We start from the raw sequence: 24,960 nt of genomic DNA, 5'->3' as shown, positions 1-24,960 counted from the left end.
ACGAACACCTTGCCATCCACATGCTGCTCGACCAGCTCGTTGCCGGTGGCGCGGCAGAAGGCTTCGAAATCCTTCACGGCACCGGGGTCGGTGGCCTGAACTTCCAGCGTGCCCCCGGTCGGCAATTCCTTCAGCGCCTTCTTGGCACGCAGGATCGGCAGCGGGCAATTCAGCCCTTTGGCATCAAGAACGGCGTCAGCCATGGAGTGTCCTTCCGTCAGATATAAAGATTGATGTCAGAGCGGGTGGCGACCTCGACCCACGAGGCGGCGCCGCCAATCGAAGGCCCGTCGATCATGTCTTCGGGTTTGTATTCGAAAAGGTCCATGGTCATCTGGCAGGCAATCATCTTGACGTCTGCTTCGATTGCCAGGTCGCGCAGTTCCTCGATCGAGGCGACGCCCTTCTGTTTCAGCATGTTCTTCATCATGGTGGTGGTCAGCGAGGTCGCCCCCGGCATCGCCGCCATGATGTTGGGCATCGCCATGTGCATGCCGCCCATCGGCATTTCCATCGCGGCATTGCCCAGCGGGTTCATCTTCAGATCAAGCTTCCGCTTCAGCAGCGTCAGGCCGTAGAAGGTGAAGAACATCGTCACCTCCAGCCCCATGGCCGCCGCCGTGGTGGCAAGAATGAACGGCGGATAGGCCCAATCGAGCGTGCCCTTGGTGACGATGATCGACATCGACTTGGCGTTGGTTTCGTCCAGCATTGCATCCTCCCCTTGGGCGCAGCCCCCGCCGACCTGCCCCCGCCACAGCCGGGGTATGGCCAGTCCGGGCATCAAACCCCGGTTTCAGCCCCCGCCCGACCCAGCGTCGGGCAGCAGGCAGCTTGTCATTCAGGCCGCACAGCCCGCGAAATTGTCGGCAGCCATCTTGGCCTCGTAAATCGGTGCCACCGCCGCTCCCGGCGTCAGCGCCGCCGCAGCAGCAGCATCCACCGGCTTGACCCGCACCATCCAGCCCTGTCCATAGGTGTCGGTATTGGCCAGCTTGGGGTTGGCGGTCAGATTGTCGTTGACGCCGACGATCTCGACATCAAAGCCGATCTTGGCCGGGCCGACCCATTTGCCGCTTTCCACCGTCGCAACCGATTTGCCGCCCTCGATGGTCTTGCCGACCTTCTTGGCGGTAAAGGCCACCAGCGCCCCGGCCATGCCGGTGGCGATCATGGTCATGCCGACGGTAAAGGTGCCGTCGGCTTCGGGGCGATACCACAGATTGTTGGGCACATCGTAAAGCAACTCGTCGGGCAGGTTGCAGCCTTTGACGACAGGCATGGCTTTCTCCTTTCAGGCAGCACCCGGTTGATGCAGCGGGCGCGCGGAACAACAAAAGTCACCAAGACCGGATTCGGTCATCTTGCCGCCGACGAACAGCGCCAGATGCCGCAGCACCATCGCCTGCAGGCGCAAGTGCTTTTCTGCCTCGGCAGCAGAATCATCATAAAGCGCAACCACGTTGCGGAGATAGACCAATTCGCGACAGGTTTCGCGACAGGCGTTGAAACTTGGCTCGCCCTTCGCGCCCTGACGGTGCAGCGCCAGCAGCCGAAAGCCTTCAACCGTCTCGTCGGTCGGGGTTTCGCCGCGCGCGGTGACCCAGGCCTCCAGCACGGTCTCGCCGTCGCGCAGGGCCTGTTCGGCCAATTCCACAGCGTCGGCCACCGCAATCGGGGCCGCCAGCATCTGGTCGAGCCGTGTCTGAATATCGGGGAAGGGTGCCGCCGGTGCCGTCATCCCAGCCCCTTGGACTTCAAAAGATCGGATGAATCCAGATAGTTCTCGTTCACGCCGACCTTTTTGGCCGAAAGCCCCATCGCCATGCCCAGAAGCTGGGTGAAATACAGGATCTTGATGTTGGTCTTGCGGCCCAGCGTTTTTTCGGCGCGCACCTTGTGCATTTCCAGACCAGTGTGGCAGGTCGGACATTCGGTGGCGATCACCTCGGCGCCGCAGGCCTCGGCGGTTTCCAGGATGTTCAGCACCAGCCGGGTCGATATGTCGCTGTCCGACAGCGCATGCGCCCCACCACAACAGGCGGTTTTCAGGGGAAATTCGACGTTCTCGGCCCCGGCGGCGGCCAGGATGTCATCCATGAAATGCGGCTTCAGGGTTGATTCGCTGCCCGGACCCTTGTCTTTCTCCGGGAAGATGTGGCGCGGCCGGGTGTACATGCAGCCATAGTAGTTGGCGACCTTCATGCCCTTCAGCCGACCCTGCGCACGGCGGGCCATTTCGTCCAGCCCCACCGCGTCAATCAGCCAGTCCAGCGCGTGGATGGTTTCCACCTTGCCCGGATGATAGGTCGCGTGACCGGCCTTCTGCGAAATCCGCTGGTTGGCGGCAATGGCCGTAGGGTTGTGCTCCAGATCGTATTCGGCCTTTTTCAGGTTGTGATAGCAGCCGTTGCAGGGCGCCATCACCGTGTCAAAGCCCATCTCCTCGGCAATCGCCAGGTTGCGCGCCGACAGATAGGTCTGCACCTGATTGTCGATGTTCTTCACTTCCATCGCGCCGCAGCAGTTCCAGTTCTTCAACTCGACCAGCTCCAGCCCCAGCTCCTTGCCCACCGCCTTGGTCGAGCGGTTGTAGGCATGCCCGGTGCCCTCCAGCGTGCAGCCGGGGTAATAGGCGACCCGCTTGCGATCCTTGTCAGCCATCAGTGATCCCCCTTGCCGGTCATCCCCAGCGCCGCGCGCTGTGCGGCCTTGCGTTCGTCAACATATTCCTGCAACGCCACGCGGTTCTTCGACCAGTTGCGCACCTTCGGGCGGAACACGGTCAGGAAGCCCAGCCGGAACAGGTAGCCCACCGGCATCTTCTTCAACAGGCTGGTGATCAGCGCGATCAGCCATGGCTGCGCCAAGGGCTGCTTGGTGCGCTTGAAGAAGGTCAGCAGCACGCGGGCTTCCTCGATCATGCCGGTGTCGATGATGCTTTCGGTAAAGTCGTCGTCGAAATGGCTCGACGGGCTCTTGCCGGTGTGACCCTTCAGTTCCAGCCAATGCGCCGTGGCCTTCATCACGCCTTCGGGGAACACGTCGCGCGGGCAGGCATAGGTGCATTTGTTGCAACTGACGCATTGCCAGATGATGTCCTTGTCGCGCAGCAGTTCCTCCTCCATCCCGGTGCGGATCAGGTAAATCCAGTAGCGCGGGTTGAATTCGGGGTTCACGGCGTTGACGGTGCAGGCATTGGTGCAGGAACCGCATTGCCAGCAGCGGTGGATGTTCTCGCCGCCCGGCATGGCGGCAATCTCTTCCTGCATCGCCTCGTTGTAGTCGGTGACGGTGCGGCTTTTGATGAAGGTGGACCAATGCCCCGAGACATCGACGCCGTCGATCACCAGATTGTCGTTGGTGACCAGGTTTTCCGGCCGGATCAGCGATTTTTCATGAATGGGCATGGCGGTCCTCGGCGGGCGGTTCCAGAACGGCAAGGCGGGCGGTGGCGCTGCCGCCGAATTCATGCGCCCGTCCGTCGATCAGCCGCAGGCGGGTGCGGCCGGTTTCGGTATCCACCGCATCCAGCCCCAGCATGCGGCGGGTGTGCAGCATCGGGTCGCCTTCCACCGTGAAATCGTTGCGCAGATACTGGCCGCCACGGTCGTTGATGTAGCCGGCATAGATGTGCGACAGCAGCAGGTCGCCATACCAGATCCGGTCGCGGAACACGCCCTCGGCAGCCAGAAAGCCGTCGATCTCGGCCCGCAGCGTGGCAAAGGTGGCCAGATCGTCGGGCACCTCGATCCGGGCGGCATCCACATCCTCGGCGTGCCAGATCTCGCGGATCACCCCGGTGCCGACGCGGGCATCCCAGACCCAGCGGGTCATCAGCGGCACCTCGGCGGGGGCGGTGAAATGCAACAGCTCGGCCCCAAGGTCGCGCACCCAGCGATGCGCCTTGTCCTGCGGAAAGGCGGCGATGAAACCGGCAAGCCGCTGTTCCAGATCGCCCGCGCCGGTCAGCAGCGGCGTGATCGCCGCGCGCATGCCGTCGATGCCGCGCGCTTCCAGCACCGGGCCGATCCGCCGCCGCACCGGGGCGATGAAGGCGGCAAGGTCCAGAAACTCGGTCTCGGTCATGGCGTCGGCGCCATTGCCCAGCACCTCGACAAACAGCGCCGATTTCAGCTCCAGCGCCGTGACATAGCGGGCGATGCCGCCGGTGGGGCGCGACGCCTCGGCCAGATCGGCAAAGGCCCGCCGCAGCCGGTCGCCCGACAGGTCCAGCACCGGACCAGCCGGGGGCAAAGGCAGGGTCTTGCGGCGAAATCCGAACATCACTCGGCAGCCTTCAGCGCGCCAAAGCCCGCCCGGGTCAGCGCCGCCAGCGCCGCCGCCTGACCCTGGGCAATGCTGTCGTCGATGGTTTCCGGCCCCGAGGCCGCCCCGGCGGTATAGACCCCCGGCCGGGTGGTTTCGGCCAGATGCGCATAGGTGCTGGCCTTGTCCAGATAGCCCCAGCGGTTCAGCCCGACGCCGAAGATCGCCGACAGAGTCATGTTGTCCACATTCGGGTCCATGCCGATGGCGTGCACCACCATGTCGAACGGGATGGTGATCGGCCGCTTGACCAGCGTATCCTCGCCCTTCACCACCAGCCGCTTGCCATCCGAGGTGACCTCGGCGATGCGGGCCTTGATATACTTGACCTTGGCCTCTTCCTGGCTCTTCCAGTAGAACTCGCCCTCCAGCAGGCCGAAGGTGCGGATGTCCATGTAATAGATGTAGACGTTGGTCTTGGGCGACATCTCGCGGATTTCCATCGCCATGTTGGCGGAAACCGTGCAGCAGATCTTGGAACACCATTCGCGGCCGATCTGACGGTCGCGCGAGCCCACACACAGCAGGATCGCCACCCGGTCGGGCACCCGGCCATCGGATGGGCAGCGGATGCCCTTGCCCGACGAGATCATCTGTTCCACCTGCACCGAGGTCACCACATCGGGGTAGGTGCCAAAGCCCCATTCCGGTTTGTTCAGGCTGTCGAAATGGGTGAAGCCGGTGGTCAGGATGGCGCTGTCGGCGGCGATCACCGTGCCGTCCTTCAGCGTGGCGGTGAAGGCGCCGGGTTCGCCGGTAAAGGTCTGCACCGAGGTGTTCAGATGCGTGGTGACATTGGCGTTCTGCTGCACCCGCGTGACCATGCCGCCGATGGCGTCCTTGGCCCATTCGTGGCTGGGCACCAGCTTGGCATAGCCCGACAGGATCGGCGCGCCGCCCAGACGGTCGGCCTTTTCCACCAGCACGGCCTTGCGCCCCGAGGCACCGACGGCATGTGCCGCCGCAAGACCCGCCGGGCCGCCGCCGACGATCAGGATGGGGTTGTCGCTCATCAGTTCACGCTCCCTGCAACGCCTTGGGGGGTTTCACATAGCCGGGGCCCGAGGTGATGGCCCGCTTGGGGTCATACAGCGTCTCGATCCGCCCGGCCTTGACCTCTTCCAGATAGGCCACGAATTCGTCCTTGGCCTTTTCCCAGTCGATGCCCATCTTTTCCAGCAACCCCTCGAAGGGGCTGGCGTGCCAGTGCAACTGCGCCAGCTTGTAGGGATGCGCGCCCATGGTCAGGGCGGCGAACTGGCAATCGGCCATCACCGGCAGCGCATAGATCTTGCCCACCGCCTTGCCGATCCACTGGTTCTTGTCCAGCGTGGTGATGCAGCCGGTGTCATGGCCCAGCATCACGTCCGAGCGCGCCTCTTCCACCGCCACCTTGATCTTGCGGTCGATGGCATAGCTGCGGGTGAATTCACGTTCACCGATGATGTGGCGGAAACCGAAGCCGCAGCAGTCATACCAGGTCGAATAGTCGATCACCTGCGCGCCCAGCGTCTGCAACAACCCGGTGGTCACCGCCACCCTGTCGCCGTTCAGCACGGTGTCGTCATAGATCACATCCTCGGGCACCATCTTGTAGACATGGCAGGCCGGATGCACCGTGGCGCGGATGTTCGACACGTCGATGGTCTGGCGTTCGGCGATCTTGTGGCGCATCACATGCAGCCATTCGCTGTAATGCACAATCTCCTCGGGGATCAGCAGCTTGCCATCGACCAGCCGCCCCAGCTTGCCCAGGATCGCCTTGACCTCTTCGCGCAACTGCGCCGAATGAAGCAGGAAGCCGCGGATTTCCTTGTAGTTGCCGAACGAGGTGCCGCAATGGATCAGCGGGTAATAGGTGCCTTCCGGCAACCCCTGCGCCTTGGCGCTGACATAGGCCTGATGGAAGTTGCGCAGGAACACCGCCGCCAGCGACACCACATTGCCGATGCCCGAACCATGGTAGTTCCAGGCGGTGCACGAGGTCTGGTCGGTCTCGTCCAGATACTGGATGTCCAGCTGGTTCTGGATCCACAGCACCGAGGACGGATAGCCCGGAATGTTGCCGCACTGGCCGCAGGACTTGTGATGCCACAGGTTGTTGGTGGGGATCTTCTTGTCCCAGCCATACAGCGTCTTGGCCATCACCGGATCGTTGTGGTCAGCGACACGGTGGACCTTGATCTCGCCGTCCTTTTCCAACTGCCACATGATGTCGCGCACATCTTCCTTGCGGTCCTTGCCGGTCAGCAGAAAGCGCTTGTCGATCTTCGCCTCGATCCAGCCGGTGGCGCGTTTGGCCTCGGTGTCGGTCAGCTTGGTGGCGGTCCAGTCGGCACCAAAGCCGTTGTAGGCACCCTTGGCACCCGGTCCTGTCGTCGTGGTCATCGTGTGCTCCTCCCAAAACGCAACGGCAAAGTCTGCTCAGGCGTCGTCATCCTCATCGGCGTTATCTTCCAGCCAGTCTTCCCATTCCTCGCGCTTCTCCTCCATCACGTCGGCGACCACGTCGAACAGGTTCTGATCCACCGACTCGAGCTGCTTCAGCACGCCGGTCGCTTCCCAGATCGTGTAAAGCTCGACCGAGGTTTTCAGATTGACCTCCCAGGCGGTATCCAGCGTGTGCATCGTCGGCATCGGGATCGCCTTGCGCAGGATCATCAGCGGCGCATCAACCTTGGCCACGTTGGGGCCCCAGTCGGGAAACGCCTCCTTGGTGATCATGTTCGGCGCCAGCTGGTTGCCGGTCGAGACCACCTTCAGCAGCACCCGGCTGAACGGCCGCAGCACCTCCTTGACCGAGGGCAGTTCGTGCTTGATCGCCACTTCGCGCATGATCATCACCAGCCCACCCGGCGAGTTTTCGAACGGGCAGCGGGCGGCGCAGGTATAGCACTGGGCGCAGGCCCAGATCTTTTCCTGCATGGCGTCATAGATGCCTTCCAGGTTTTCCGTCCAAAGAAGCTGCACGATCTCGCGCGGCGAATAGTCGTAATATTGCGCCGAGGGGCAGGTGGCGGTGCAGATGCCGCAGTTCAGACAGCCGTGAATCTCGTGGTCATAGACCGGGTGGCTGCGGATATCCTCGAAGATCTCTTCCAGCTTCTCATAGGCGACCACCGGCTTGTCGGAAACCGGATCGCTGATCGGCGGATGGGGCAATCTGGTATGGGCCGTCATTGCTGACCCCTCCTTCCGGGCTGGCTGGGTATCGGTGAAAAGCGTGCGGTCAGTAGGTCAGGACCCGGACATCATCATCTTCCATGATGTCCTCCATCACCTTGGCACCGCCGACGATGCCTTCACATTCCGGGATCAGGTCGTCGGCCGTCATGTCGAACAGATCAAGGTTGGGCGAGCAGCAGTAGAACTTTGCCCCGGCCTCGTGCGCGTCCTTGATGAAATCATAGACCGTCTTCGGGCTGCCCGGCTTGACCACCAGCTTTTCGGCAAAGCCCTTCTTCATCAACTGGCCCGAGGTCGCGGTGCAGACCACATCCACCTCGTAATCCATCGCCGCGGCAACCGTGGCCTGAAAGAACGGCGCGCCCAGTTCCTCGCCGTTGCGCGGATCGGTGTTCACCATGATGATGATCAGTTTCTTGGCCAAGCTGTTCTCTCCCCTGTCCCGAAGGCCGCTTCTGGCCCCAGACATTCCATATTCGTCATATGTATAAAGTTGAATGTCAAACTTATTCTCAGCCGCAGTGCAGCGTATTACATCCAGCCACAGTGCCGAACCAGCGTCACCATGAAGGGTCCAAGCGCTTCGGCGATTTCAAACTGCCGATCGCCCAGGGCGGTCAGGCCGGTCAGCGTGTCCTCCGGGGTTTCGGCAAATTCCATGATCAGATCCTCGGCCATGCCGCGCTTCATTCCGGCATGCCCTAGGATGCCAATACTTTTTTCACCGACGCTAAAGCCCAGCACCTCGCCACCCGGTCCGGTCATTACGACTTTCATCGCCGGGGTCAGCACCGGACGGTCGCGCAGATAGCAGGTCAGCGGCATCTGCTGCGGCGCAGCATCGCCCAGACCAAAAATTTCGGTGTTAAGCACCTCAAAGCGCAGCGGTGCCTCTGCCGCCCCGCCGCCGGCGGCCACCGACAGAATCAACGCACCCAGTTCAATGCCCAGCACCGGCAGCCCGGCATCCAGAAACGCCCGGGTCAGCCGCAACTCCGGCCCCAGCGACGGCAGGATATGGCCCGAGACGATGCCGTAAGGCCCGCCACCCAGCAAGATCAGCCCATCGGCATTGCCCGGCTCCAGCGGCACCATGCCACCGGCGGCAAAGGGGCGGAAATAGCGGAAGCGCAGGTTGCGCCCCTCCAGATGATCCTCGATCAGGCCCAGATATTCGGCCTCGGTATGTTGCAGAACCCAGATCGTCTTCATGGCGCACCCTCCGCGGCGGCAAGGATGGTGGCCGCAAGATCGGCCGCCGCCACCCCCGGCAAATCAAGCCCCAGCCGGGCAATGGCCGCCGTCGCTGCCGCCGTCAGCGCCGCCTCGTCCAGCGCCACGCCTTTCAGGCTGTCGCAAAGTCGGTCCACCCCATCCGGCGGCAGGCAGGTGAAATCGCCCGAGATCAGCAGATCGGCCACCCGCCCCTCGCGTGCCAGCAGGTTCACCCGCACCAGGCCGCCCGGCGCCTTGCGCGCGGCCTCGGTCAGATGGGTGTCGGCGGCGATCTTCACGCCCAGCGCCACGGTCTTGCGGTGCTGCACGTCGGTCCATTCCGGGTCCGACAGCATCGCCTCGGCCTGTTCGATGGCCACCCATTCGGCGCGCGTCGGCTGATCCGCCACCGGCTGCACCCCCAGCGCGTCTGCGCAGTGCCGCAGGAACCGCGCCTTCAGATCGGCACGGTCGGGCAGATGGCCCAGTTCCTTGACCATGGTTGTCATGTAGTCGTCCAGTGTCTGCCGCAGCTTGTCGCGGAACTTTTCCGACGGCACTTTCAGGCATTTCGCCATGGTGGCGGTGTCGAAATCCAGCAGGAAACTGCCCACCATCACCGTGGCCTGCCCGATCGAGGCCGCCCCGGTGCCGCCGATCTTGCGCCCATCGACCTGAATGTCGTTCACCGGCCGCCAGACCGCGTTGATCCCCATCTCGCGGTAGGTGCGCACCACCGGTTCGATGAACATCGGGTAAAGCTGGTCGGCACGGCTGGGGGCCTTCGCCTCGGGATAGATGAAATGGGTGAAAAGCTGGTTGTGGTCCAGATAGACCGCGCCACCGCCGACCTGCCGCCTCCAGACCGGCAGGCCATGGGCGGCGCAGAACGCAGTATCCACTTCCTTCTCGATGTCCTGATGCATGCCGACGCAGACATAAGGCGTCGCGGGCGAGGCCAGCGACAGGATCGGATCGCTGTCCGGGCCAAGGGTTTCCGCCAGCCCGTGATACACCGCCTGACTGCGCAAGCCCGGAACCAGCCCGAAATCAATGACCCGCAAACGCATGATTGCCCCTTTCGTCCCGGTCCCCCATCACATCACTGAAACGGCATGTGTCAAGCAGATGATCCGCCAGCGGACGCCACAGACCAATGTCTGATTGACAGGGCCGCGACTTCGGGCTTAAGTAAGTGAGTAATCACTTACTGGACACCATGCGCAAATCCGCCGACCTTCGCAAATCCGAGATCATCGCCTGCGCTTTGACGCTGGCCGACCGGCTTGGCCCCGACCGGGTGACCACCGGGGCGGTGGCGCAGGCGGTGGGGGTGACGCAGGCGGCGATTTTCCGGCATTTCCCCAGCAAGGCCGCGCTGTGGCAAGCGATTGCGGCTTTGGTTTCCGAAAGGCTGGCGCAGGCCTGGGATGCGGCGCTGGCGCAGGCCGATACGCCGCTGGGGCGGGTGACGGCGCTGGTTTCGGCGCAACTGGCGCAGATCGAGGCGATGCCGGCGATGCCAATGCTGCTGTTCTCGCGCGAGCTGAACGTCAAAAACGCCGAACTGCGGGCGATGTTCCGCGGCAGGTTGGCGGCGTTTCACGGCCATTTGCTGGTGCAAATCCGTGATGGTCAGGCGGCGGGGCTGATCCGCGCCGATCTGGCGCCGCAGGATGGCGCGGTTTTGCTGACCTCTCTGGTGCAGGGGCTGGCGATCCGCTGGGCGCTGGGGGCACGGGATTTCCCGCTGGCCGCCGAGGGCCGCCGCCTGCTTGCGGCACAACTGGCGCTGTTCGGGGTGCCTGCGGAACAACGAGGGGAATGATGCGCAAGCTTCTGACAAACAAGCTGGTTCTGGGTGGCCTGGTGCTGGCCTTGGCATTGGCGGGCTGGCTGTTCCTGACCGAACGGCCATTGAAGGTGCCGCTGGTGCAGGCGCAGGACAACGTGGCGCTGCGGATTTACGGCCTGGGCACCGTCGAGGCGCGCATCCTGTCGCGCGTCGGCTTCGAGGTCGGGGCGGCGCTGACCGACCTGACGGTCGATGCCGGTGACCGCGTGGCCAAGGGTCAGCCGCTGGCCCGGCTGAGCCCCACCGAGCAGCAGGCCCGCGTCGCCCGGTCCAAGGCTGCCGTCGATGCCTCGCAAGCCGCACTGGCCAAGGCCGAAGCCGCGGTGGAACGCGCCGCCGCCGTGCTCGCGCAGCGCGAGGCGGCCAATCGGCGGCAGGTGGAACTGGCGAAATCCTCCACCATCTCCAGCCAGGCCGCCGAGGAATCCGCCCGCGACGTGGCGGTGGCGCAGGCCGACCTGCGGGTGGCCGCGGCCGAGGTGGCGGTAAGCCGCGCCCAAAGCGGTGACGCGGCGGCGGCGCTGCTGCTGGAAGAAACCCTGCTGGCGCATCACACCTTGCTGGCACCCTATGACGCGCTGGTGGTGTCGCGGCAGGCCGAGGCGGGGATGGTGGTCAAGGCGGGCGAGCCGATCTTCACCCTGATCGACCCCGCCACCATCTGGGTGCTGGCCTTCATCGACGAAGAACGCGCCGGGCTGCTGGCCCTTGGGCAAGGCGCCGAAATCCGCCTGCGGTCGTTGCCGCATCAGGTGTTTACCGGGTCGGTGGCGCGGATCGGGCTGGAAAGCGACCGGGTGAACGAGGAACGCAAGGTCTGGCTGACCTGCACCGATTGCCCGCCGCAGATGTTCCTTGGCGAACAGGCCGAGGTGCGCATCACCACCGCCACCCGCGCCCGCGCCCTGATGGTGCCGGAAATTGCCATCAGCGGCTTTGACGGCCATCAGGGCAGCGTCTGGACCCTGCAAGGCGGCAAGCTGGTCCGGGCCACCCTGATCTTCGGCGCGCGCGACGAGGCGGGGCGGGTCGAACTGGCCGAGGGCCTGCCCGAAGGCGCGCAGATCGTGGCAGCGCCGGTCAAGGGGGCAGCCGAAGGTCGACTGGCCCGCGCCGAAAGCCCTGCGCCATGAACCTCGCGCTGAAAGACGTGCAGCACAATCTGTTCCGCTTCGTGCTGACCTGCGCCGGGCTGGGCCTGTTGATGACCGTGGTTCTGGCGATGATCGGCATCTACAACGGCCTGGTCGCCGATGCGCTGAACATCGTGAAGGCACCGCAGGCTGACCTGTGGGTGGTGGAAGCGGGCACTCAGGGGCCGTTTGCCGAAAGCTCGTCCATCCCCGCCGATACCAGCGATGCGGTGGCGCGGATGGCGGGGGTGGCGGCGGCGGGGGCGATCACCTACCAGACCATCGAGGCCGATCACGCCGGCCGCACCATGCGGCTTTACCTGATCGGCTATCAGCCGGGCCATATCGGCGGGCCGATCCACATTGCCGAAGGTCGCGGCATCCAGCAAAGCCATTTCGAGATCGTGGCCGACCGCAAATCCGGTCTGGTGCCGGGCGATGTGCTGCGGCTGGGGCGTGACCGCTACAGCGTGGTCGGGCTGGTGGAAGACACCATGAACTCGGGCGGCGATCCGGCGGTGTTCCTGACGCTGGCCGACGCGATGGACCTGCAGACCCGGCTGGCCCCGGCGGCGGCCCGGGTGCAGGCGGCGCGCGGGGGGGTGGCAGGTGCCGGCGCCAACGTCGCCGCGGTCATCGCACGGCTGGAACCGGGGGCGGATGTCGTGGCGCTGGCGGCAACCGTGCGGCAGTGGAAACACCTGCAGGCACTGACGCAAGCCGAGCAGGAAAACCTGCTGCTGGTCTCGGTGGTCGATCGGGCGCGGCGGCAGATCGGGCTGTTTCTGGGCATCCTCTTGACGGTGTCCGCCGTGGTGATCGCGCTGATCATCTACACCATGACCATGGAAAAGCTGAAGCAGATCGCCACCTTGAAGCTGATCGGCGCGCCCGACCGCACCATCATCGCGCTGATCGTGCAGCAGGCGCTGGTGCTGGGCATGACCGGCTGGGCCATCGGGCTGACGCTGATCCTGCTGGTGAAAGACGTCTTCCCGCGCCGGGTGCTGCTGGAGCCGTTCAACGTGGCGATGCTGGGCGCGATCATCTTCGTGGTCTGCCTCGCGGCCTCGGGTCTTGGGGTGCGGGCGGCGCTGAAGGTCGATCCGGCCACGGCACTGGGAAGCTGAACATGACCAGCGCGCGGATCATCGTCGATGTGCAGGGGGTGGCCAAGCATTACGGCGCGGGCGAAACCCGGGTCGATGCGCTGCGCTCGGTCGATCTGCGGGTGCATGCGGGCGAGGTGGTGGCGCTGCTTGGCCCCTCGGGCTCGGGCAAGACCACGCTCTTGAACGTCATCGGCTGCATCATCGACCCCTCGGCGGGCAAGCTGTCGCTGGATGGCGAGGCGGTGTTCGACGGCCACTGGCTGCGCCGCGACCTGCGGCGGCTGCGGCTGGAAAAGATCGGCTTCATCTTTCAGGCGCATAACCTGCTGCCCTTCCTGACCGCGCGGGAAAACGTGGCGGTGGCGCTGCATCTGGCCGGGATGAAGGCCGATGCCGCCAATGCCCGCGCACAGGAATTGCTGGATTATCTGGAGGTTGGCCACCGCGCCACCGTCAAGCCCGCGCTGCTGTCGGGCGGCGAGGCGCAGCGGGTGGCGATTGCCCGCGCATTGGCCAACAGCCCGCGCATCATCCTGGCCGACGAGCCGACTGCGGCGCTGGACAGCAAACGCGCGGGCATCGTGATGGACCTGTTGCGCAAGCTGGCGACCGAGCAGGACGCCTGCATCATCGCCGTGACCCATGACGAAAAGATCTTTGATCGGTTCGACAAGCTGTTCCACCTGCGCGACGGGGTGCTGGTGGACGATGCGGGCGGCTGAGATGCAGACCCTGGAAAGATCACGCGCCGTTACCATATCCGCCGTCATCGCCGTGGTGTTCGGCGCGCTGACGGTGGTTTCGGGTGGGCGGGTGCTGTTTGGCGGCGTTGACATGGGGGCGGTGGTGCCCTTCGTGCTGTGGTTCAACTTTCTGGCCGGGTTTGCCTATGTGCTGGCCGGGGTCGGGCTTTGGCGCGGATTGCCTTGGGCGCGCGGCCTTTGCTTCGGCATCCTTGCCGCCACCCTGCTGGTGCTGGTGGCCTTTGGCCTGCATGTGCTGCGCGGCGGGCCTTACGAGGCGCGCACGGTGGCTGCGATGACCCTGCGCACGCTGGTCTGGGCGGGCATTGGTCTGGCGGTCTGGCACCGGGCCTGAGCGCAGGCACACCCCCTGCCCCGCGCGCAACATGATCGGCGCCGAAGCCTGCACCTTGCCTGTCGGCGGTGGCGGCGGCGGCGGCGGTGGGGCGGTCAGGCGGCGTCGTCTGCCACCAGATGGCCTGCGCCGATATCCAGCAGTTTAACCCGCTGTGGCGCTGTGCCGACCGGATGGATGGGGCTTGGCACCTCGCCCGAGGGCCGGGGCGGATCGCTTCGCACATGGGCGGGGTCGGGCACCGGCACGGCGGCAATCAGGCGGCGGGTATAGGGATGGCGCGGGTTGCCGAAAATCTGCGCCCGGCTGCCCATCTCGACGATCTGGCCCAGATACATCACCGCCACCCGGTCCGCGATGTTTTCCACCACCGCCATGTCGTGACTGATGAACAGATACGACAGCCCGAATTCCCGCTTCAGCGCCGCCAGCAGGTCCAGCACCCGCGCCTGCACCGACACATCCAGCGCCGACACGCTTTCATCGCAGACGATCAGCCCAGGGTTCAGCGCCAATGCCCGCGCGATGCAGATGCGCTGGCGCTGCCCGCCCGAGAATTCATGCGGATAGCGGTCCAACTGATCCGCCGACAGCCCGACGCGGGCGAACAGGTCGGCGGCACGGGCGCGGCGTTCAGGGGGCGTGCCGATGCCGTGGATCAGCAGCGGTTCGGCCACCAGATCGCCCACCGTCATCCGCGGGTCCAGCGCCGCCATTGGGTCCTGAAACACCATCTGCACGCTGCGGCAGATCGCCTGCCGCCCGGCGCGGTTCAGGCCGCGCAGGGGCTGGCCTGCCACCTCCAGTTCGCCATCATGCGGCACCAGACCCGCCAGTGCCCGGGCGATGGTGGATTTGCCGCAACCGGATTCGCCCACCAAGGCAAAGGTTTCGCCGCGACGAATGTCGAAGCTGACGTGTTCCACCGCATGCACCCGATGGGTGATGCGACCCAGCATGCCGCCATGAATGTCGAACCGCACTGCCAAGTCGCGCAGCCGTGCCACCGGGGCCGCGGCATCCAGCGCCGGATCACCGGGGCGCGGCGCGCCGTTGCCCATGCGCGGCACGGCGGCCAGCAGGTCGCGGGTGTAGTCGGCCTGCGGGGCGGTGAAAATCTGCGCCACCGGCCCGTCCTCGACCACGCGGCCCTCGCGCATCACCACCACCCGGTCGGCCATTTCGGCCACCACGCCCATGTCATGCGTGATCAGGATGATGGCGGTGCCGGTCTCGCGCTGCAGATCGCGCAGCAGGTCTAGCACCTCGCGCTGCACCGTCACGTCCAGCGCCGTGGTCGGCTCGTCGGCGATCAGCACATCGGGCTTCAGCGCCAGCGCCATGGCGATCATCACCCGCTGCCGCATGCCGCCGGAAAGTTCATGCGGGTATTGCGACAGCCGCCGCTCGGGCTGCGAGATCCGCACCGATTGCAGCGCCGCCAATGCCCGCGCCCGCGCCTCGCCGCGCGACAGCGGCTGGTGCGTGCGCAGGGCCTCGGCCAGTTGCGCGCCGATGCTCATCACCGGGTTGAGGCTGGTCATCGGCTCCTGGAAGATCATCGCCACCCGGTCGCCCCGGATCGCCCGCAGCCGGGATTCGGGCAGCGCCAGCAGGTCGGTATCGCCCAGCAGCACCCGCCCGGCACTGGCCCGCACCGCAGGCGGCGGCAACAGCCCCATGATCGCCAGCGCGGTGATCGACTTGCCCGAGCCGCTTTCACCGGCAATCGCCAGCGTCTCGCCCCGGCCAAGGGTGAACGACAGGCCCTCGACCAAAGGCCGTTCCACGCCCTCGGCCCGCACGGAAACCGTCAGCCCCTGCACCGAAAGGACGGGGGCTTTGGTCGCCCCCATCCGGGTTTGCCCGCCTTGCGTCATTCGAAAACGCAGCGCGGGAAGTAGAAGCTGACCACCCAGTTCGGCATATCGACAATCTCGCTGATGCGAAGATCGCCGCAGGTCGAGACCAGCATATAGGCATCAACCGCCGCCATGCCGCGTTGGGCGCAGAGCAGGTCCACCATGCCCGCCACCGCATCGCGGGCGGCAGACATCAGGTCCGGGCCGATGCCGGTGGTCACCTCATAACCCTTGGCGTCCAGATGCCGCGTCACCGGCCCCGGCGTGGTGAAGCGCGGGGTTTTCAGATTGGCGCCCTTCACCAGATCGAGCGTCAGCACCACGTCCATCGGGCTTTCGATGGCCGTGCCGCACACCTCGCCGTCACCCTGCGCGGCATGGGTGTCGCCAACGCTGAACAGCGCCCCCGCCACCTCGACCGGCAGATACAGCGTCACCCCGGCGTTCAGGTCGCGGATGTCAAGGTTGCCGCCAACCCGCCGCGGTGGCACCACCGAGTGCAGCCCAGGCTCGGCCAAAGCATTGCCGATGGTGCCGGCAAACGGCTTCAGCGGCACCCGGCCATCGCGCCCCCAAAGTGCTGGCTCCATGCTGGCGGCGTCGTATTTCCAGACATGCAGGGCGGCTTCGGTGAACTGGTCGGCCAGCAGGCCAAAGCCCGGAATGTTGGCGGTCCAGCCAAACCCCGCGCCGCTGGTCAGCCGTGGCGCAAAGCTTTCGATGGTGATCTTCAGCGCGTCGCCCGGCGCCGCACCTTCGACATAGATCGGCCCCGACACCGGGTTGATCTTGCCGAAATCCAATGCCGTCACGTCGGCCACGGTAGACGACGGGCCAAGCTGGCCCGCCGAGGAATCATTGCAATGAAACAGGATCGTCGATCCCGGTTCGGCGCGCAGCACCGGGGCCAGGGAGTTATCCCAGCCGAAATGATGCTGCGCGCCATGGATGGTGTAGTTGCAGGCTTTGCACATGGCTTACTTCACATACACATAGTCAAAATTGACCGTGGCAATCGGATCGACATACAGCGCACCCTCGCCGCCCATCCGCGCGCCCCGCATGGTAAAGCGCTGGTCGTTGAACACCGGCGCCCAGGGTGCGTCTTCCATCACCTTCATGTAGATGTCCGACCAGGCCTTCAACCGCTCGGCCAGCTTGGCGGGATCGGACATGCTGTCGGCGGCGACGGCGGCTTTGTCCAGATCGGGGTTGCAATACTTGGCCCAGTTCCAGCCGCCGGGCTCGGCCCCGGCACAGCCGAGGATCGGGCCGAAGAAGTTCGACGGATCGGGGAAGTCGGCGACCCAGGCCAGACCACCCGACCACACCATCGGTGCGGTGCCAGCCCCACCCGCCTCGATCACGTTGGGGGCGGCCAGCGATTGCAGGTTCACCGTGATGCCGATGGCCGCCAGATCCTGCTGGATCGCCTGCGCAATCCGCGGGTTCGGGTCGGTGTTCACCACATAAAGATCGGTCTCGAAGCCATCGGGGAACCCGGCCTCGGCCAGCAGCTTTTTCGCGCCCTCCACGTCATAGGGATAGCCCGCGTAATCGGCGGTATAGCCGGGCATGGCGGGCGGCAGCGGCTGGGTGGCGGGGGCGGCGCGGTTGTTGATCACCTGCACGATGCGGGTCTTGTTGATCGCCATGTTCACCGCGCGGCGCACCTCGACCTTGTCGAACGGGGCTGCGGTGACGTTCATGGTGATGTAGCCGGTGTGCAGCACGTCGCCCTGCACCACCATCGCCTTCTGCGCCGGATCGTCCATCACTTCGGTGAACTTGGCGGGCGGGATGCCATCGCCGGGAATGTCGATCTCGCCGTTCTGCAGGCGCAGCAGCGACACCACCGGTTCCTGCCCGAACTCGAAGGTCACGCCGTCCAGGTAAGGCTCGCCCGCACGCCAGTAGTCGGGGTTGCGCGCGAAGACCAGCCGCTGCCCCAAAGTCCATTCGGTCATCTTGAAGGCGCCGGTGCCGACCGGCATCTTGCCGAAATCACCCGCCGCCGCCTCGACCGCCTCTTTCGGCACCACGGAAGAGAAGTTGATCGCCATGACATGCAGGAAGGTGGCGTCGGGGCGCGAAAGCTCGATCTTCACGGTCAGCGGATCGACCACGGTCACGCCTTCCAGGCTGGTGGCCGTGCCGCCGACCATGGCGTCATAGCCCTTGATCATGCTGAAGAACCCCGAGCCGGGCGACTGGGTGGCAGGCAGCGTCACCCGGTCCAGCGAGTATTTCACGTCTTCCGCCGTCATCTCGCGGCCATTGTGGAACTTGACGCCGGGACGCAGCTTGAAGACATAGCTCAACCCGTCGTCCGAGATCTCGAAGCTTTCGGCCAGGCCCAGCCGCAGGTCGGTGGTGCCCGGCACATAGTCCATCAGCCCGTCGAACAAGGACCGGATCATCGACCAGTTCTGCCAGTCGTAGCCGATGGCGGGATCGAGCGTTGCCACGTCGTCCTTGTAGGTCATCAGCATCACCCCGCCCTGCTTGGCGTTCGGGTCGGGGGTGTATTCCTCGGCCAGCGCCGGAAGCGTCAGGGCCAGCAGCAGGGCGGTCGAAGCAAGCAGTTTCTTCATTTTCTCTCTCCTGTTGTCTACTTCAGTCTTATTCTCGGGTCGATGAACGGCGCCACCAGGTCGGCCAGCAGGTTGCCCAGCACGATGGCGATGGCGGAAACCAGGGTAACGCCCATGATGATCGGGATGTCGACGCGCTGGATCGCCTGCCAGGCAAGCTGGCCGATGCCGGGCCAGCCGAACACCGATTCCACCACGACGATGCCGCCCATGAAGATGCCGATGTCGATGCCGATCATCGCGATCACCGGCAGGATGGCGTTGGGCAGGGCGTGGCGCAGCACCACGCGGGCACGGCCAAGCCCCTTGGCGCGGGCGGTGCGGATGTAGTCGGCGCGCAGCACGTCGATCATCGACGAGCGCATCATCCGCGAATACCAGCCCGAGCCGAGGATGCCCAAGGTCAGCGCGGGCAGCACCAGGTGCAGGAAGGTGCCGTAACCGCCGATCGGAAACCACCCCAGCTTGACCGCAAAGACATAAAGCATCAGCAGCCCGACCACGAATTGCGGTGCCGAGACGGTGACGAAAGACGCCATCATCAGCGCCTGATCCGCCACCCTGCCGCGCAGCAAGGCCGCGGCAATGCCCATGCTCAGCCCCAGCGCCAGTTCGCAGAAAATCGCGCCCACCATCAGCAGCAAGGTGGCGGGCAGGCGGCTGGCGATCAGCGTCGCCACCTCGGTCTTCTGCAGATAGCTGCGGCCAAGGTCGCCTTGCAGCAGGCCCGCAAGGTAGTGGCCGTATTGGATGAGAAAGGGCTGATCCAGCCCCAGCTCGCGCCGGATGCTTTCCACCGTGGCGGTGGTGGCCGAGCGGCCCGCGATCTGCCGCACCGGGTCTGCGGGCAGCACATACAGCAGGAAAAAGGTGATCAGGCTGACCCCCAGCAGGATCAGCGCCGACACCAGCAGGCGGCGCAGCACATAGGCGGGCATCAGGTGCGGCCCCCCCTCATTCGCGGCCTCGTTGCGTCGGGTCCAGTACGTCGCGCAGCGCGTCACCGACCAGATTGAACGCCAGCGCCAGCAGGATGATCGCCGCGCCGGGGATGAACACCAGCCAGGGGGCGGATTGGAAATAGGTCTGGTTCTCGAAGATGATGTTGCCCCAGCTTGGGGTGGGCGGTTGCACGCCGACGCCAAGGAAGGAAAGCGTCGCCTCCAGCAGCACGGTGGTCGAAATGCCCAGCGTGCCCCAGACGATGATGGTCGGCATCAGATGCGGCAGGATGTGGCGGAACAGGATGCGCCCGGTGCCCGCCCCCAGCGTGCGCTCGGCGGCGATGAAGTCGCGCGTGGCCAGCGAGGTGGTCTCGGTATAGATCACCCGCGCGGTCTGCACCCAGTTCACCAATGCAATCACCATGGCGACGATCCACAGCGACGGCGAAAAGATCGCGGCCAGGCAGATCGCCAGCAGCAGCGCCGGAAAGGCCATCATCAGGTCGGTAAAGCGCATCAGCACCGCCCCGATCCAGCCGCGAAAGAACCCGGCGGTGATGCCGATCAGCGTGCCGATCAGCAGTGCCGCTCCATTGGCCACCACCCCGATCACCAAGGACGTGCGCGCGCCATACAGCAACCGGCTGAACAGGTCGCGGCCCAAGAGGTCGGTGCCCAGCAGATAGGCACCCCCCGGCGGCATCGGCGCGCCTTGCAGGGTCAACCCGTCGAACAGTTGTTCCTCGGGTTTGTAAGGCGCCAGCCAAGGTGCCAGCACCGCCCCCGCCACCACCAGAATGATCAGCACGATGCCCAAGACCGCCATCGGCCGCCGCGCCAACCGGCGCAGCGCCGTTGCCGGGCGCGGGGACGCCAGTGCTGCGGTCATGGGCCAACCTTCCCGGCGGCAGGCCCGCGCCCGGCTTCGACGATGCGCAAAGCGGCGGCCTCGAAGCTGATGCGCCAGGCCATCGCCATCTGCCGCAACTGGGCATAGGCCTCGTCCTCGGTCCGCCCCAGCCCCATCAGCATGGTCACCGCCCGCACCACGGTTTGCCGCTGGTCCAGCCGCTGTTGCAGATCGGCAATCTGCGCCGACAGGGCTTGGCGCAGATCGAACGTCGCCCGCGCCGTCAGCAAGGCCGAGAACGCCCCGCCATCGCCCACCGGTTTCAGCAGTTGCGCATCAGCCCCGGCGTTCAGCGCCCATTCGATGCGGCCCGGTGCTTCCGACCCGATCAGCGCGATCATCGGCATCGGCGCCGCACCGGGAGCCCAGGGGAATTGCGCGTCATCGCCCTGATCGGCGTCGAAAAAGATGAAATCCGCCCCCAAGGCCGCCGCCGGAAGATCGGGCCAGCATTGCTCGACCATCAGCCCGATGGCCGCCAGTTGCCGCTGCAACGCTTGCACCGTGGGGTGCGGGCGGTGCAACAGCCAGGCCTGCGCCCCGGCAAGGTTCTGGCTGCGAACCCGGCGCTTCATGTCACCACCCGCAGCCGTGGCGCTGTCGGCATCGCGTCCACGCCCGCCGAGCGATAGGGGTCGCCGGCGATGCGGCCGAAATCCTGCACCACCCGGAATTGCCCGCCCCGCACCTGCGCGATCAGCACCGGCAGCGTGGTGTGATGGGTTTTCGCGTCGATCCCCAGCCCCGCCGCGGCAGGCAGCGCCAGCAACGCCGACAGCGGCAGGTTTTCCGCCCCCGGCCGCCCGGCCAGCAACCGCGCCAGCATCCACACCGCCGAATGTGCCGACGCCTCGTGCGACGAGCCGAAGCCCTGCCCAAATCCCTGACCGGCGCTGTCGCGGAAATACGGCCCCGCCGCGATCAGCCCTTCCGCCGCAGCCCCGATGGCGGGCAATTCACATTCCGTCAGGTTGCACGACAGCACCGGGCAGGTTTCGGCGCGGAAATGCGCGTCCTCAAGCCCCAACTGCCGATAGCGTTCCAGAAACGCATATTGCGACGGCCCGATCAGCGAGTTCAGCACGAAATCCGGCCGCGTCACGCGAATCTCCTCGATGATCCGGTCCACCTCCACCGACCCCAGCGGCAGATACCGCTCGCCCAGCGTCTCGCCGCCCGCCGCATCCAGCGTCTCGCGCGCCAGCCGGTTCATCTCCCAGCCCCAGATGTAGTTCGAGCCGGTCAGATAGCCGCGCCTGCCGAAATTGGCGAAAGTCCAGGCCAGCAGCGGCAACAGGTGCTGGTTCGGGCAGGCATGGGTGTAAACCACCCGGTCCGAGGCTTCGAAGCCTTCATAGGGCACGGCATACCACAAGGTGCCACTGGCGCGTTCCAGCGTCGGGATCACCTCCTTGCGGCTCCACGAGGTCACGCAGCCCACCACATGCCGGGCGGAACTGTCGCGCAGGATCTCTTCGCACAGCGGGCCGTAAAGGTCGATGTTGCCACCCGGATCACGCTCCACCGGGGTGAAACAGATGTCCAGCGACGGGTCGGCGTTCACCTCGGCCATCGCCGCCAGCGCGCCAACACGACAGGCCTGCGAGATCAGCGCATAAGTGCCCTGCCGCGAGTAAAGTAGCCCAAGGTCGATCTGCCGCTTCATGCACCGTTCCGCAACAAAAAAGCCCCGCTCCCGCTGCGGGCCGCAATGGGGCCAGACCAGGGAACGAGGCTCGGATGCCAGTATGTTGAGGCCCCACCTTTCCTGCCCGGACCGATTCCGTCAAGCCTTGTTGGGCAGGCCTTGTCGGGCAGAGGGACGGCCGGGCCTGCACATGATGAAAAAACGGGCGGAAAATCCGGCGCCGGCGGCACAAACGGCAGCAACCAGACCAGCAGCACCGGCAAGGGGCCGTCAGGCCGACAAGGCTGGCGCGGGTTCCGTCGCGGGTTCCGGCGCGGGTTCCGTCGCGGGTTCCGGCACGGGTTCGGCAAGCTCTGCCGGCCCGTCCGGGTCTGCAGCACCTTGCGCCACCATGGGCATGCGGATCACCGTGACACTGCACGAGGCTTCCGACACCACCTGACTGGACACCGACCCCAGGAAGCGCCGGGTCGAGGAATGGCTGCGCGCGCCCATCACGATGTGATCGACATGCAGGGTTTCGGCATGGTCGATCAGGATGCGCGCCGGGTCCGAGCCTTCGAGGATGGTAAAGGTCAGCCGGTCCTCGGTCAGATCCAGCGATTCCGCCCAGGTGCGCAACGCCACCAGGCGGGCCACATGCATATGGTCGCCCTCATCGGTGGTGGTGGTGTCGATGCCGATCCGGGCAGTCTTGATGACGTTGACGCAGGCCACCCGGGCGTCGGGGCGGTTGTTCAGCATCCGCTGCACCGCCAGCAGCAACTGGCCTGCCAGCCTTTCCATCTCGGGCGAAAGATCGACCGCCACCATGATGATCGCGGCGCGGTTGATCTGGGCGCTGGTCGTATGCGGCGCGGCAAAACCCTTGACCCGCCGCATCTGCCGCCAGCGCCGAAACCGCGTCAGCGCCCCATCGGCCTCGGTCTTGCGGCTGCGCTCGGTCAGCTTGACCTGACCGGGGTGGGTCAGATCGAACAGCATCTGCGCCGCCGACTGGTAACGGCGGGCCGGATCGACCTCCAGCGCATGCAGGATGATTTCCTGCAACCATTCGGGGATCGTCCGGTCGATCGCCCGCGGCGGCAGCGGCGCGCGCCACAACCGCTTGCGTGCGCCCTTCAGCTTTTCCGGCTGGCCGAACGGCAACCGCCCGGTGGCCAGCTCATAGATCATCGCCCCCAGCGCAAAGATGTCGCTGCGCAGATCGTCACGGCTGCGCAGAATCTGTTCGGGCGCGATATAGGGGAATGTGCCCATCGGAATGGTGAATTCCTCGGCCAGCAGATCGGGCAATTCGTCATGCCGCGACAGACCGAAGTCGATGCAGACCATCTCGCCGGTCACCCGCTGCACGAAATTGTCGGGCTTCAGGTCCAGGTGGATCACATGCTGCTTGTGCAGATCATGCACCGCGGCTGCCAGCCTCGCGGCGGTTTCGACCACCTCCGACAGCGGCCGCGGCTTGGTCTTGAAATACTCCAGCAGCGAGGCGCCGGGGATACGCTCGGTGACGATATAGGGCATCACCGAAAAATCGCCCTCGGCCACCACGCGCGGCACATGCAGCCCGGTCAGCCGCGGCATGATCATCTGCTCGACCTCGAAGCCGACGATGGTGGGGCCGTCATAGCCGTCAAGGATGGTGGGAACCTTCATCACCATCGGCGTGCGATACATCGGATGCGTCACATCCCAGATGGTGGCAAAACCGCCCTTGTGCAGACATTCACCCAGCTTGAAGCCGTCGATTTCCAGACCGGCATAGGGTCGCAGCATGATACTTATTCCCCTCGCATCAGCCGGGCCGCCAGCGATTCCGGCAGCCCCGCCTTGCGCAGTTTCTCGGCCGTGGCGGCATTGTCATAGCCGACCCGGCGAAAGGTCAACTCGTTCTTCCCCATATCATAAACCGCATAACTCGCACGCGGATTATGGTCGCGCGGCTGGCCGACCGAGCCGACCACCGCCAGCCAGCGCCGCGAGCGGATCAGCGGCATCGGCATGCCCATCACAAAGCGCTGCTCGGTCACACGGCCGCCGCCATCACAGCAGATCAGGGCCGGCACATGCACATGCCCGCAAAAGATCGCCCGCGACCCGCAGACCCGGAACGACGGCATCGCCTTGTGGGCGCTGGTCACATAGATCCAGTCGGTGGGATGGTTGGCGCTGGCATGCACGAACATGAGGTCATCCAGCACTTCGGTCATCGGCAGGCCTGCCAGAAACGCCTTCTGGCCGTCCGACAGCCGATCCCGGCTCCAGTCGATCACCCGGCGGGCATCGGCGTTCATCATCTCGTTCGTGTTGCCGATGGCGCTGTCGTGGTTGCCCATGACGCAGAACGCCCCGGCCTGAACCATCGCCATCACGGCATCGGTGCACCAGTCGGGGTCGGGGCCGTAGCCGACGATGTCGCCCAGAATCGCGATCTGGTCGATGTGGCGGTCGGCCAGATCGGCCAGCACCGCCGTCAACGCCTCGCGGTTGCCGTGGATGTCTGTCAGGATCGCAATCCGCATCACGCGCCCCTTCCGCCGATTTCGGCCTTTACCCTGCATCCGCCGCCGCCGCCCCGCAAGCAAAAGCTTGCACGCAGTGCATGGCGGCCGGTCGGAAATTGCATTGCGGGGCTGCTTGCGGTTTTGTCACGGCGAATCACGGCGCCGTGATTCCCGGTCGTGATTGCCGCGCACCCGGGCCACGGCTGGGCGCACCACCGGCTTTTCACAGGCTGTTACCGGACGACACCGGAAAACGCGACGCGATGGAACGCGATATGCTGTTGAATTTTATTGCGAATAGCATGAGCATTGCAAAGTTATTTACCGATTGACAAGCCAAACGGTAAATAGATTAACAAGAAAATATAATGAACAAAAAGACTTAACAGACACTTCACGGGTGTGTTAAGACCCCCTTGGGATAATCCTGCCCAGGCCGCCAAGCGGGGCAAGATCGGGCGGCGAAGGTGCCGCATGGAATTTTTCGGGGGGAGAACCGCAATGGCCGACCAGCACTCGTCAGGCACCGCACCGCAGATGCAGCCAATTCCGGCAGGGTTTGAAAAC

28 protein-coding genes are annotated in these 24,960 nt (G+C 65.2%); 5 read left to right on the top strand and 23 right to left on the bottom strand.

Annotated features, from left to right (window positions below; genetic code table 11):
- The 13 genes from RSW2DRAFT_RS16470 to RSW2DRAFT_RS16410 all read right to left on the bottom strand — a co-directional run.
- Positions 1-203: sulfurtransferase TusA family protein (locus tag RSW2DRAFT_RS16470; RefSeq protein WP_008033042.1), on the bottom strand; the 203-nt coding region annotated here is incomplete at its 3' end.
- 14 nt (positions 204-217) lie between these two features.
- Positions 218-712 carry a sulfur carrier protein DsrE2 gene (gene dsrE2, locus RSW2DRAFT_RS16465; protein ID WP_008033041.1) on the bottom strand — a complete coding sequence of 165 codons (495 nt, stop codon included), beginning with the start codon at positions 710-712 and terminating at the stop codon, positions 218-220.
- A 129-nt stretch (positions 713-841) separates the two neighbouring features.
- Positions 842-1,282, bottom strand: a complete 441-nt coding sequence (locus tag RSW2DRAFT_RS16460; protein WP_008033039.1) for a glycine cleavage system protein H — start codon at positions 1,280-1,282, stop codon at positions 842-844.
- A 12-nt stretch (positions 1,283-1,294) separates the two neighbouring features.
- On the bottom strand, positions 1,295-1,741 hold the full coding sequence (locus RSW2DRAFT_RS16455; RefSeq protein ID WP_008033037.1) for a hypothetical protein: 447 nt from the start codon (positions 1,739-1,741) through the stop codon (positions 1,295-1,297).
- Positions 1,738-2,664, bottom strand: coding sequence for a CoB--CoM heterodisulfide reductase iron-sulfur subunit B family protein (locus RSW2DRAFT_RS16450; RefSeq protein ID WP_008033033.1), 927 nt, complete (start codon positions 2,662-2,664; stop codon positions 1,738-1,740). Before RSW2DRAFT_RS16450 ends, RSW2DRAFT_RS16455 begins: the two co-directional genes overlap by 4 nt.
- Positions 2,664-3,410, bottom strand: coding sequence for a 4Fe-4S dicluster domain-containing protein (locus tag RSW2DRAFT_RS16445; RefSeq protein ID WP_008033032.1), 747 nt, complete (start codon positions 3,408-3,410; stop codon positions 2,664-2,666). The genes RSW2DRAFT_RS16450 and RSW2DRAFT_RS16445 overlap by 1 nt, the downstream gene beginning before the upstream one ends.
- On the bottom strand, positions 3,397-4,287 hold the full coding sequence (locus RSW2DRAFT_RS17285; RefSeq protein WP_008033031.1) for a hypothetical protein: 891 nt from the start codon (positions 4,285-4,287) through the stop codon (positions 3,397-3,399). Before RSW2DRAFT_RS17285 ends, RSW2DRAFT_RS16445 begins: the two co-directional genes overlap by 14 nt.
- A complete protein-coding gene (locus RSW2DRAFT_RS16435; protein ID WP_008033030.1) occupies positions 4,287-5,342 on the bottom strand; it encodes an FAD-dependent oxidoreductase in 1,056 nt (351 codons plus the stop codon). The genes RSW2DRAFT_RS17285 and RSW2DRAFT_RS16435 overlap by 1 nt, the downstream gene beginning before the upstream one ends.
- A 4-nt stretch (positions 5,343-5,346) precedes the next feature.
- Positions 5,347-6,717: a heterodisulfide reductase-related iron-sulfur binding cluster gene (locus tag RSW2DRAFT_RS16430; protein ID WP_008033028.1), complete on the bottom strand. Its 1,371-nt coding sequence runs from the start codon at positions 6,715-6,717 to the stop codon at positions 5,347-5,349.
- 36 nt (positions 6,718-6,753) lie between these two features.
- Positions 6,754-7,509: a 4Fe-4S dicluster domain-containing protein gene (locus tag RSW2DRAFT_RS16425; RefSeq protein WP_008033026.1), complete on the bottom strand. Its 756-nt coding sequence runs from the start codon at positions 7,507-7,509 to the stop codon at positions 6,754-6,756.
- A gap of 49 nt (positions 7,510-7,558) precedes the next feature.
- Positions 7,559-7,939 (bottom strand): DsrE/DsrF/DrsH-like family protein, encoded by a 381-nt coding sequence (locus RSW2DRAFT_RS16420; protein WP_008033022.1) that lies wholly within the window; start codon positions 7,937-7,939, stop codon positions 7,559-7,561.
- Positions 7,940-8,046: 107 nt separating this feature from the next.
- Positions 8,047-8,727 carry a type 1 glutamine amidotransferase family protein gene (locus RSW2DRAFT_RS16415; RefSeq protein WP_008033020.1) on the bottom strand — a complete coding sequence of 227 codons (681 nt, stop codon included), beginning with the start codon at positions 8,725-8,727 and terminating at the stop codon, positions 8,047-8,049.
- Positions 8,724-9,800 (bottom strand): lipoyl protein ligase domain-containing protein, encoded by a 1,077-nt coding sequence (locus RSW2DRAFT_RS16410; RefSeq protein WP_008033019.1) that lies wholly within the window; start codon positions 9,798-9,800, stop codon positions 8,724-8,726. The genes RSW2DRAFT_RS16415 and RSW2DRAFT_RS16410 overlap by 4 nt, the downstream gene beginning before the upstream one ends.
- Positions 9,801-9,925: 125 nt before the next feature.
- On the opposite strand from RSW2DRAFT_RS16410, the gene RSW2DRAFT_RS18750 reads away from it, so the two are divergent.
- Genes RSW2DRAFT_RS18750 through RSW2DRAFT_RS16385 form a run of 5 tightly spaced genes read left to right on the top strand, consistent with a single transcriptional unit; the run spans position 9,926 to position 13,928 of the window.
- The gene (locus RSW2DRAFT_RS18750) at positions 9,926-10,558 is read left to right on the top strand and encodes a TetR/AcrR family transcriptional regulator (protein ID WP_269630921.1); all 633 of its coding nucleotides are present in this window, start codon (positions 9,926-9,928) and stop codon (positions 10,556-10,558) included.
- On the top strand, positions 10,558-11,718 hold the full coding sequence (locus RSW2DRAFT_RS16400; protein ID WP_008033017.1) for an efflux RND transporter periplasmic adaptor subunit: 1,161 nt from the start codon (positions 10,558-10,560) through the stop codon (positions 11,716-11,718). Before RSW2DRAFT_RS18750 ends, RSW2DRAFT_RS16400 begins: the two co-directional genes overlap by 1 nt.
- Positions 11,715-12,848: an ABC transporter permease gene (locus tag RSW2DRAFT_RS16395; protein ID WP_008033012.1), complete on the top strand. Its 1,134-nt coding sequence runs from the start codon at positions 11,715-11,717 to the stop codon at positions 12,846-12,848. Before RSW2DRAFT_RS16400 ends, RSW2DRAFT_RS16395 begins: the two co-directional genes overlap by 4 nt.
- Before the next feature lie 2 nt (positions 12,849-12,850).
- Entirely contained in the window at positions 12,851-13,552 is a 702-nt protein-coding gene (locus RSW2DRAFT_RS16390) for an ABC transporter ATP-binding protein (protein WP_008033009.1), read from the top strand.
- A gap of 1 nt (position 13,553) precedes the next feature.
- Positions 13,554-13,928 (top strand): hypothetical protein, encoded by a 375-nt coding sequence (locus RSW2DRAFT_RS16385; protein WP_008033008.1) that lies wholly within the window; start codon positions 13,554-13,556, stop codon positions 13,926-13,928.
- Positions 13,929-14,023: 95 nt separating this feature from the next.
- On the opposite strand, the gene RSW2DRAFT_RS16380 is transcribed toward RSW2DRAFT_RS16385, so the two are convergent.
- The 10 genes from RSW2DRAFT_RS16380 to RSW2DRAFT_RS18605 form a co-directional block, all read right to left on the bottom strand.
- The gene (locus RSW2DRAFT_RS16380) at positions 14,024-15,784 is read right to left on the bottom strand and encodes an ABC transporter ATP-binding protein (protein ID WP_008033007.1); all 1,761 of its coding nucleotides are present in this window, start codon (positions 15,782-15,784) and stop codon (positions 14,024-14,026) included.
- Positions 15,785-15,804: 20 nt separating this feature from the next.
- On the bottom strand, positions 15,805-16,764 hold the full coding sequence (locus RSW2DRAFT_RS16375) for an acetamidase/formamidase family protein (RefSeq protein WP_008033006.1): 960 nt from the start codon (positions 16,762-16,764) through the stop codon (positions 15,805-15,807).
- A gap of 3 nt (positions 16,765-16,767) precedes the next feature.
- Complete coding sequence (locus tag RSW2DRAFT_RS16370) at positions 16,768-18,384, bottom strand: ABC transporter substrate-binding protein (protein ID WP_008033004.1); 1,617 nt, start codon at positions 18,382-18,384, stop codon at positions 16,768-16,770.
- Positions 18,385-18,401: 17 nt separating this feature from the next.
- On the bottom strand, positions 18,402-19,322 hold the full coding sequence (locus RSW2DRAFT_RS16365; RefSeq protein WP_008033003.1) for an ABC transporter permease: 921 nt from the start codon (positions 19,320-19,322) through the stop codon (positions 18,402-18,404).
- 16 nt (positions 19,323-19,338) lie between these two features.
- Complete coding sequence (locus tag RSW2DRAFT_RS16360; RefSeq protein ID WP_008033002.1) at positions 19,339-20,217, bottom strand: ABC transporter permease; 879 nt, start codon at positions 20,215-20,217, stop codon at positions 19,339-19,341.
- A complete protein-coding gene (locus RSW2DRAFT_RS16355; RefSeq protein WP_008033000.1) occupies positions 20,214-20,813 on the bottom strand; it encodes an ANTAR domain-containing response regulator in 600 nt (199 codons plus the stop codon). Before RSW2DRAFT_RS16355 ends, RSW2DRAFT_RS16360 begins: the two co-directional genes overlap by 4 nt.
- Positions 20,810-21,904 (bottom strand): transporter substrate-binding protein, encoded by a 1,095-nt coding sequence (locus tag RSW2DRAFT_RS16350; protein WP_008032997.1) that lies wholly within the window; start codon positions 21,902-21,904, stop codon positions 20,810-20,812. Before RSW2DRAFT_RS16350 ends, RSW2DRAFT_RS16355 begins: the two co-directional genes overlap by 4 nt.
- A 252-nt stretch (positions 21,905-22,156) precedes the next feature.
- Positions 22,157-23,665: a serine/threonine protein kinase gene (locus RSW2DRAFT_RS16345; protein ID WP_008032996.1), complete on the bottom strand. Its 1,509-nt coding sequence runs from the start codon at positions 23,663-23,665 to the stop codon at positions 22,157-22,159.
- 5 nt (positions 23,666-23,670) lie between these two features.
- A complete protein-coding gene (locus RSW2DRAFT_RS16340; protein ID WP_008032994.1) occupies positions 23,671-24,411 on the bottom strand; it encodes a metallophosphoesterase family protein in 741 nt (246 codons plus the stop codon).
- Between the two features lie 299 nt (positions 24,412-24,710).
- The coding region (locus RSW2DRAFT_RS18605) for a hypothetical protein (RefSeq protein ID WP_232209704.1) at positions 24,711-24,960 on the bottom strand (250 nt) is incomplete at its 5' end.

This window comes from Rhodobacter ferrooxidans (assembly GCF_000176015.1).
GTDB classification, from domain to species: domain Bacteria; phylum Pseudomonadota; class Alphaproteobacteria; order Rhodobacterales; family Rhodobacteraceae; genus Pseudorhodobacter_B; species Pseudorhodobacter_B ferrooxidans.
Note: the sequence above shows the minus strand (reverse complement) of the source record. Positions and strands in the feature narration are given on the sequence as shown.

Bases quoted from the DNA above. Each gene is read 5' to 3' on its own strand.
- dsrE2 (WP_008033041.1), bottom strand. From the start codon at position 712: ATGCTGGACGAAACCAACGCCAAGTCGATGTCGATCATCGTCACCAAG.
- RSW2DRAFT_RS16360 (WP_008033002.1), bottom strand. From the start codon at position 20,217: ATGACCGCAGCACTGGCGTCCCCGCGCCCGGCAACGGCGCTGCGCCGG.
- RSW2DRAFT_RS17285 (WP_008033031.1), bottom strand. From the start codon at position 4,287: ATGTTCGGATTTCGCCGCAAGACCCTGCCTTTGCCCCCGGCTGGTCCG.
- RSW2DRAFT_RS16460 (WP_008033039.1), bottom strand. From the start codon at position 1,282: ATGCCTGTCGTCAAAGGCTGCAACCTGCCCGACGAGTTGCTTTACGAT.
- RSW2DRAFT_RS16355 (WP_008033000.1), bottom strand. From the start codon at position 20,813: ATGAAGCGCCGGGTTCGCAGCCAGAACCTTGCCGGGGCGCAGGCCTGG.
- RSW2DRAFT_RS16340 (WP_008032994.1), bottom strand. From the start codon at position 24,411: ATGCGGATTGCGATCCTGACAGACATCCACGGCAACCGCGAGGCGTTG.
- RSW2DRAFT_RS16415 (WP_008033020.1), bottom strand. From the start codon at position 8,727: ATGAAGACGATCTGGGTTCTGCAACATACCGAGGCCGAATATCTGGGC.
- RSW2DRAFT_RS16370 (WP_008033004.1), bottom strand. From the start codon at position 18,384: ATGAAGAAACTGCTTGCTTCGACCGCCCTGCTGCTGGCCCTGACGCTT.
- RSW2DRAFT_RS16365 (WP_008033003.1), bottom strand. From the start codon at position 19,322: ATGCCCGCCTATGTGCTGCGCCGCCTGCTGGTGTCGGCGCTGATCCTG.
- RSW2DRAFT_RS16445 (WP_008033032.1), bottom strand. From the start codon at position 3,410: ATGCCCATTCATGAAAAATCGCTGATCCGGCCGGAAAACCTGGTCACC.
- RSW2DRAFT_RS16455 (WP_008033037.1), bottom strand. From the start codon at position 1,741: ATGACGGCACCGGCGGCACCCTTCCCCGATATTCAGACACGGCTCGAC.
- RSW2DRAFT_RS16435 (WP_008033030.1), bottom strand. From the start codon at position 5,342: ATGAGCGACAACCCCATCCTGATCGTCGGCGGCGGCCCGGCGGGTCTT.
- RSW2DRAFT_RS16375 (WP_008033006.1), bottom strand. From the start codon at position 16,764: ATGTGCAAAGCCTGCAACTACACCATCCATGGCGCGCAGCATCATTTC.
- RSW2DRAFT_RS16400 (WP_008033017.1), top strand. From the start codon at position 10,558: ATGCGCAAGCTTCTGACAAACAAGCTGGTTCTGGGTGGCCTGGTGCTG.
- RSW2DRAFT_RS16430 (WP_008033028.1), bottom strand. From the start codon at position 6,717: ATGACCACGACGACAGGACCGGGTGCCAAGGGTGCCTACAACGGCTTT.
- RSW2DRAFT_RS16425 (WP_008033026.1), bottom strand. From the start codon at position 7,509: ATGACGGCCCATACCAGATTGCCCCATCCGCCGATCAGCGATCCGGTT.
- RSW2DRAFT_RS16390 (WP_008033009.1), top strand. From the start codon at position 12,851: ATGACCAGCGCGCGGATCATCGTCGATGTGCAGGGGGTGGCCAAGCAT.
- RSW2DRAFT_RS16385 (WP_008033008.1), top strand. From the start codon at position 13,554: ATGCAGACCCTGGAAAGATCACGCGCCGTTACCATATCCGCCGTCATC.
- RSW2DRAFT_RS16350 (WP_008032997.1), bottom strand. From the start codon at position 21,904: ATGAAGCGGCAGATCGACCTTGGGCTACTTTACTCGCGGCAGGGCACT.
- RSW2DRAFT_RS16410 (WP_008033019.1), bottom strand. From the start codon at position 9,800: ATGCGTTTGCGGGTCATTGATTTCGGGCTGGTTCCGGGCTTGCGCAGT.
- RSW2DRAFT_RS16395 (WP_008033012.1), top strand. From the start codon at position 11,715: ATGAACCTCGCGCTGAAAGACGTGCAGCACAATCTGTTCCGCTTCGTG.
- RSW2DRAFT_RS16380 (WP_008033007.1), bottom strand. From the start codon at position 15,784: ATGGGGGCGACCAAAGCCCCCGTCCTTTCGGTGCAGGGGCTGACGGTT.
- RSW2DRAFT_RS16450 (WP_008033033.1), bottom strand. From the start codon at position 2,664: ATGGCTGACAAGGATCGCAAGCGGGTCGCCTATTACCCCGGCTGCACG.
- RSW2DRAFT_RS16345 (WP_008032996.1), bottom strand. From the start codon at position 23,665: ATGCTGCGACCCTATGCCGGTCTGGAAATCGACGGCTTCAAGCTGGGT.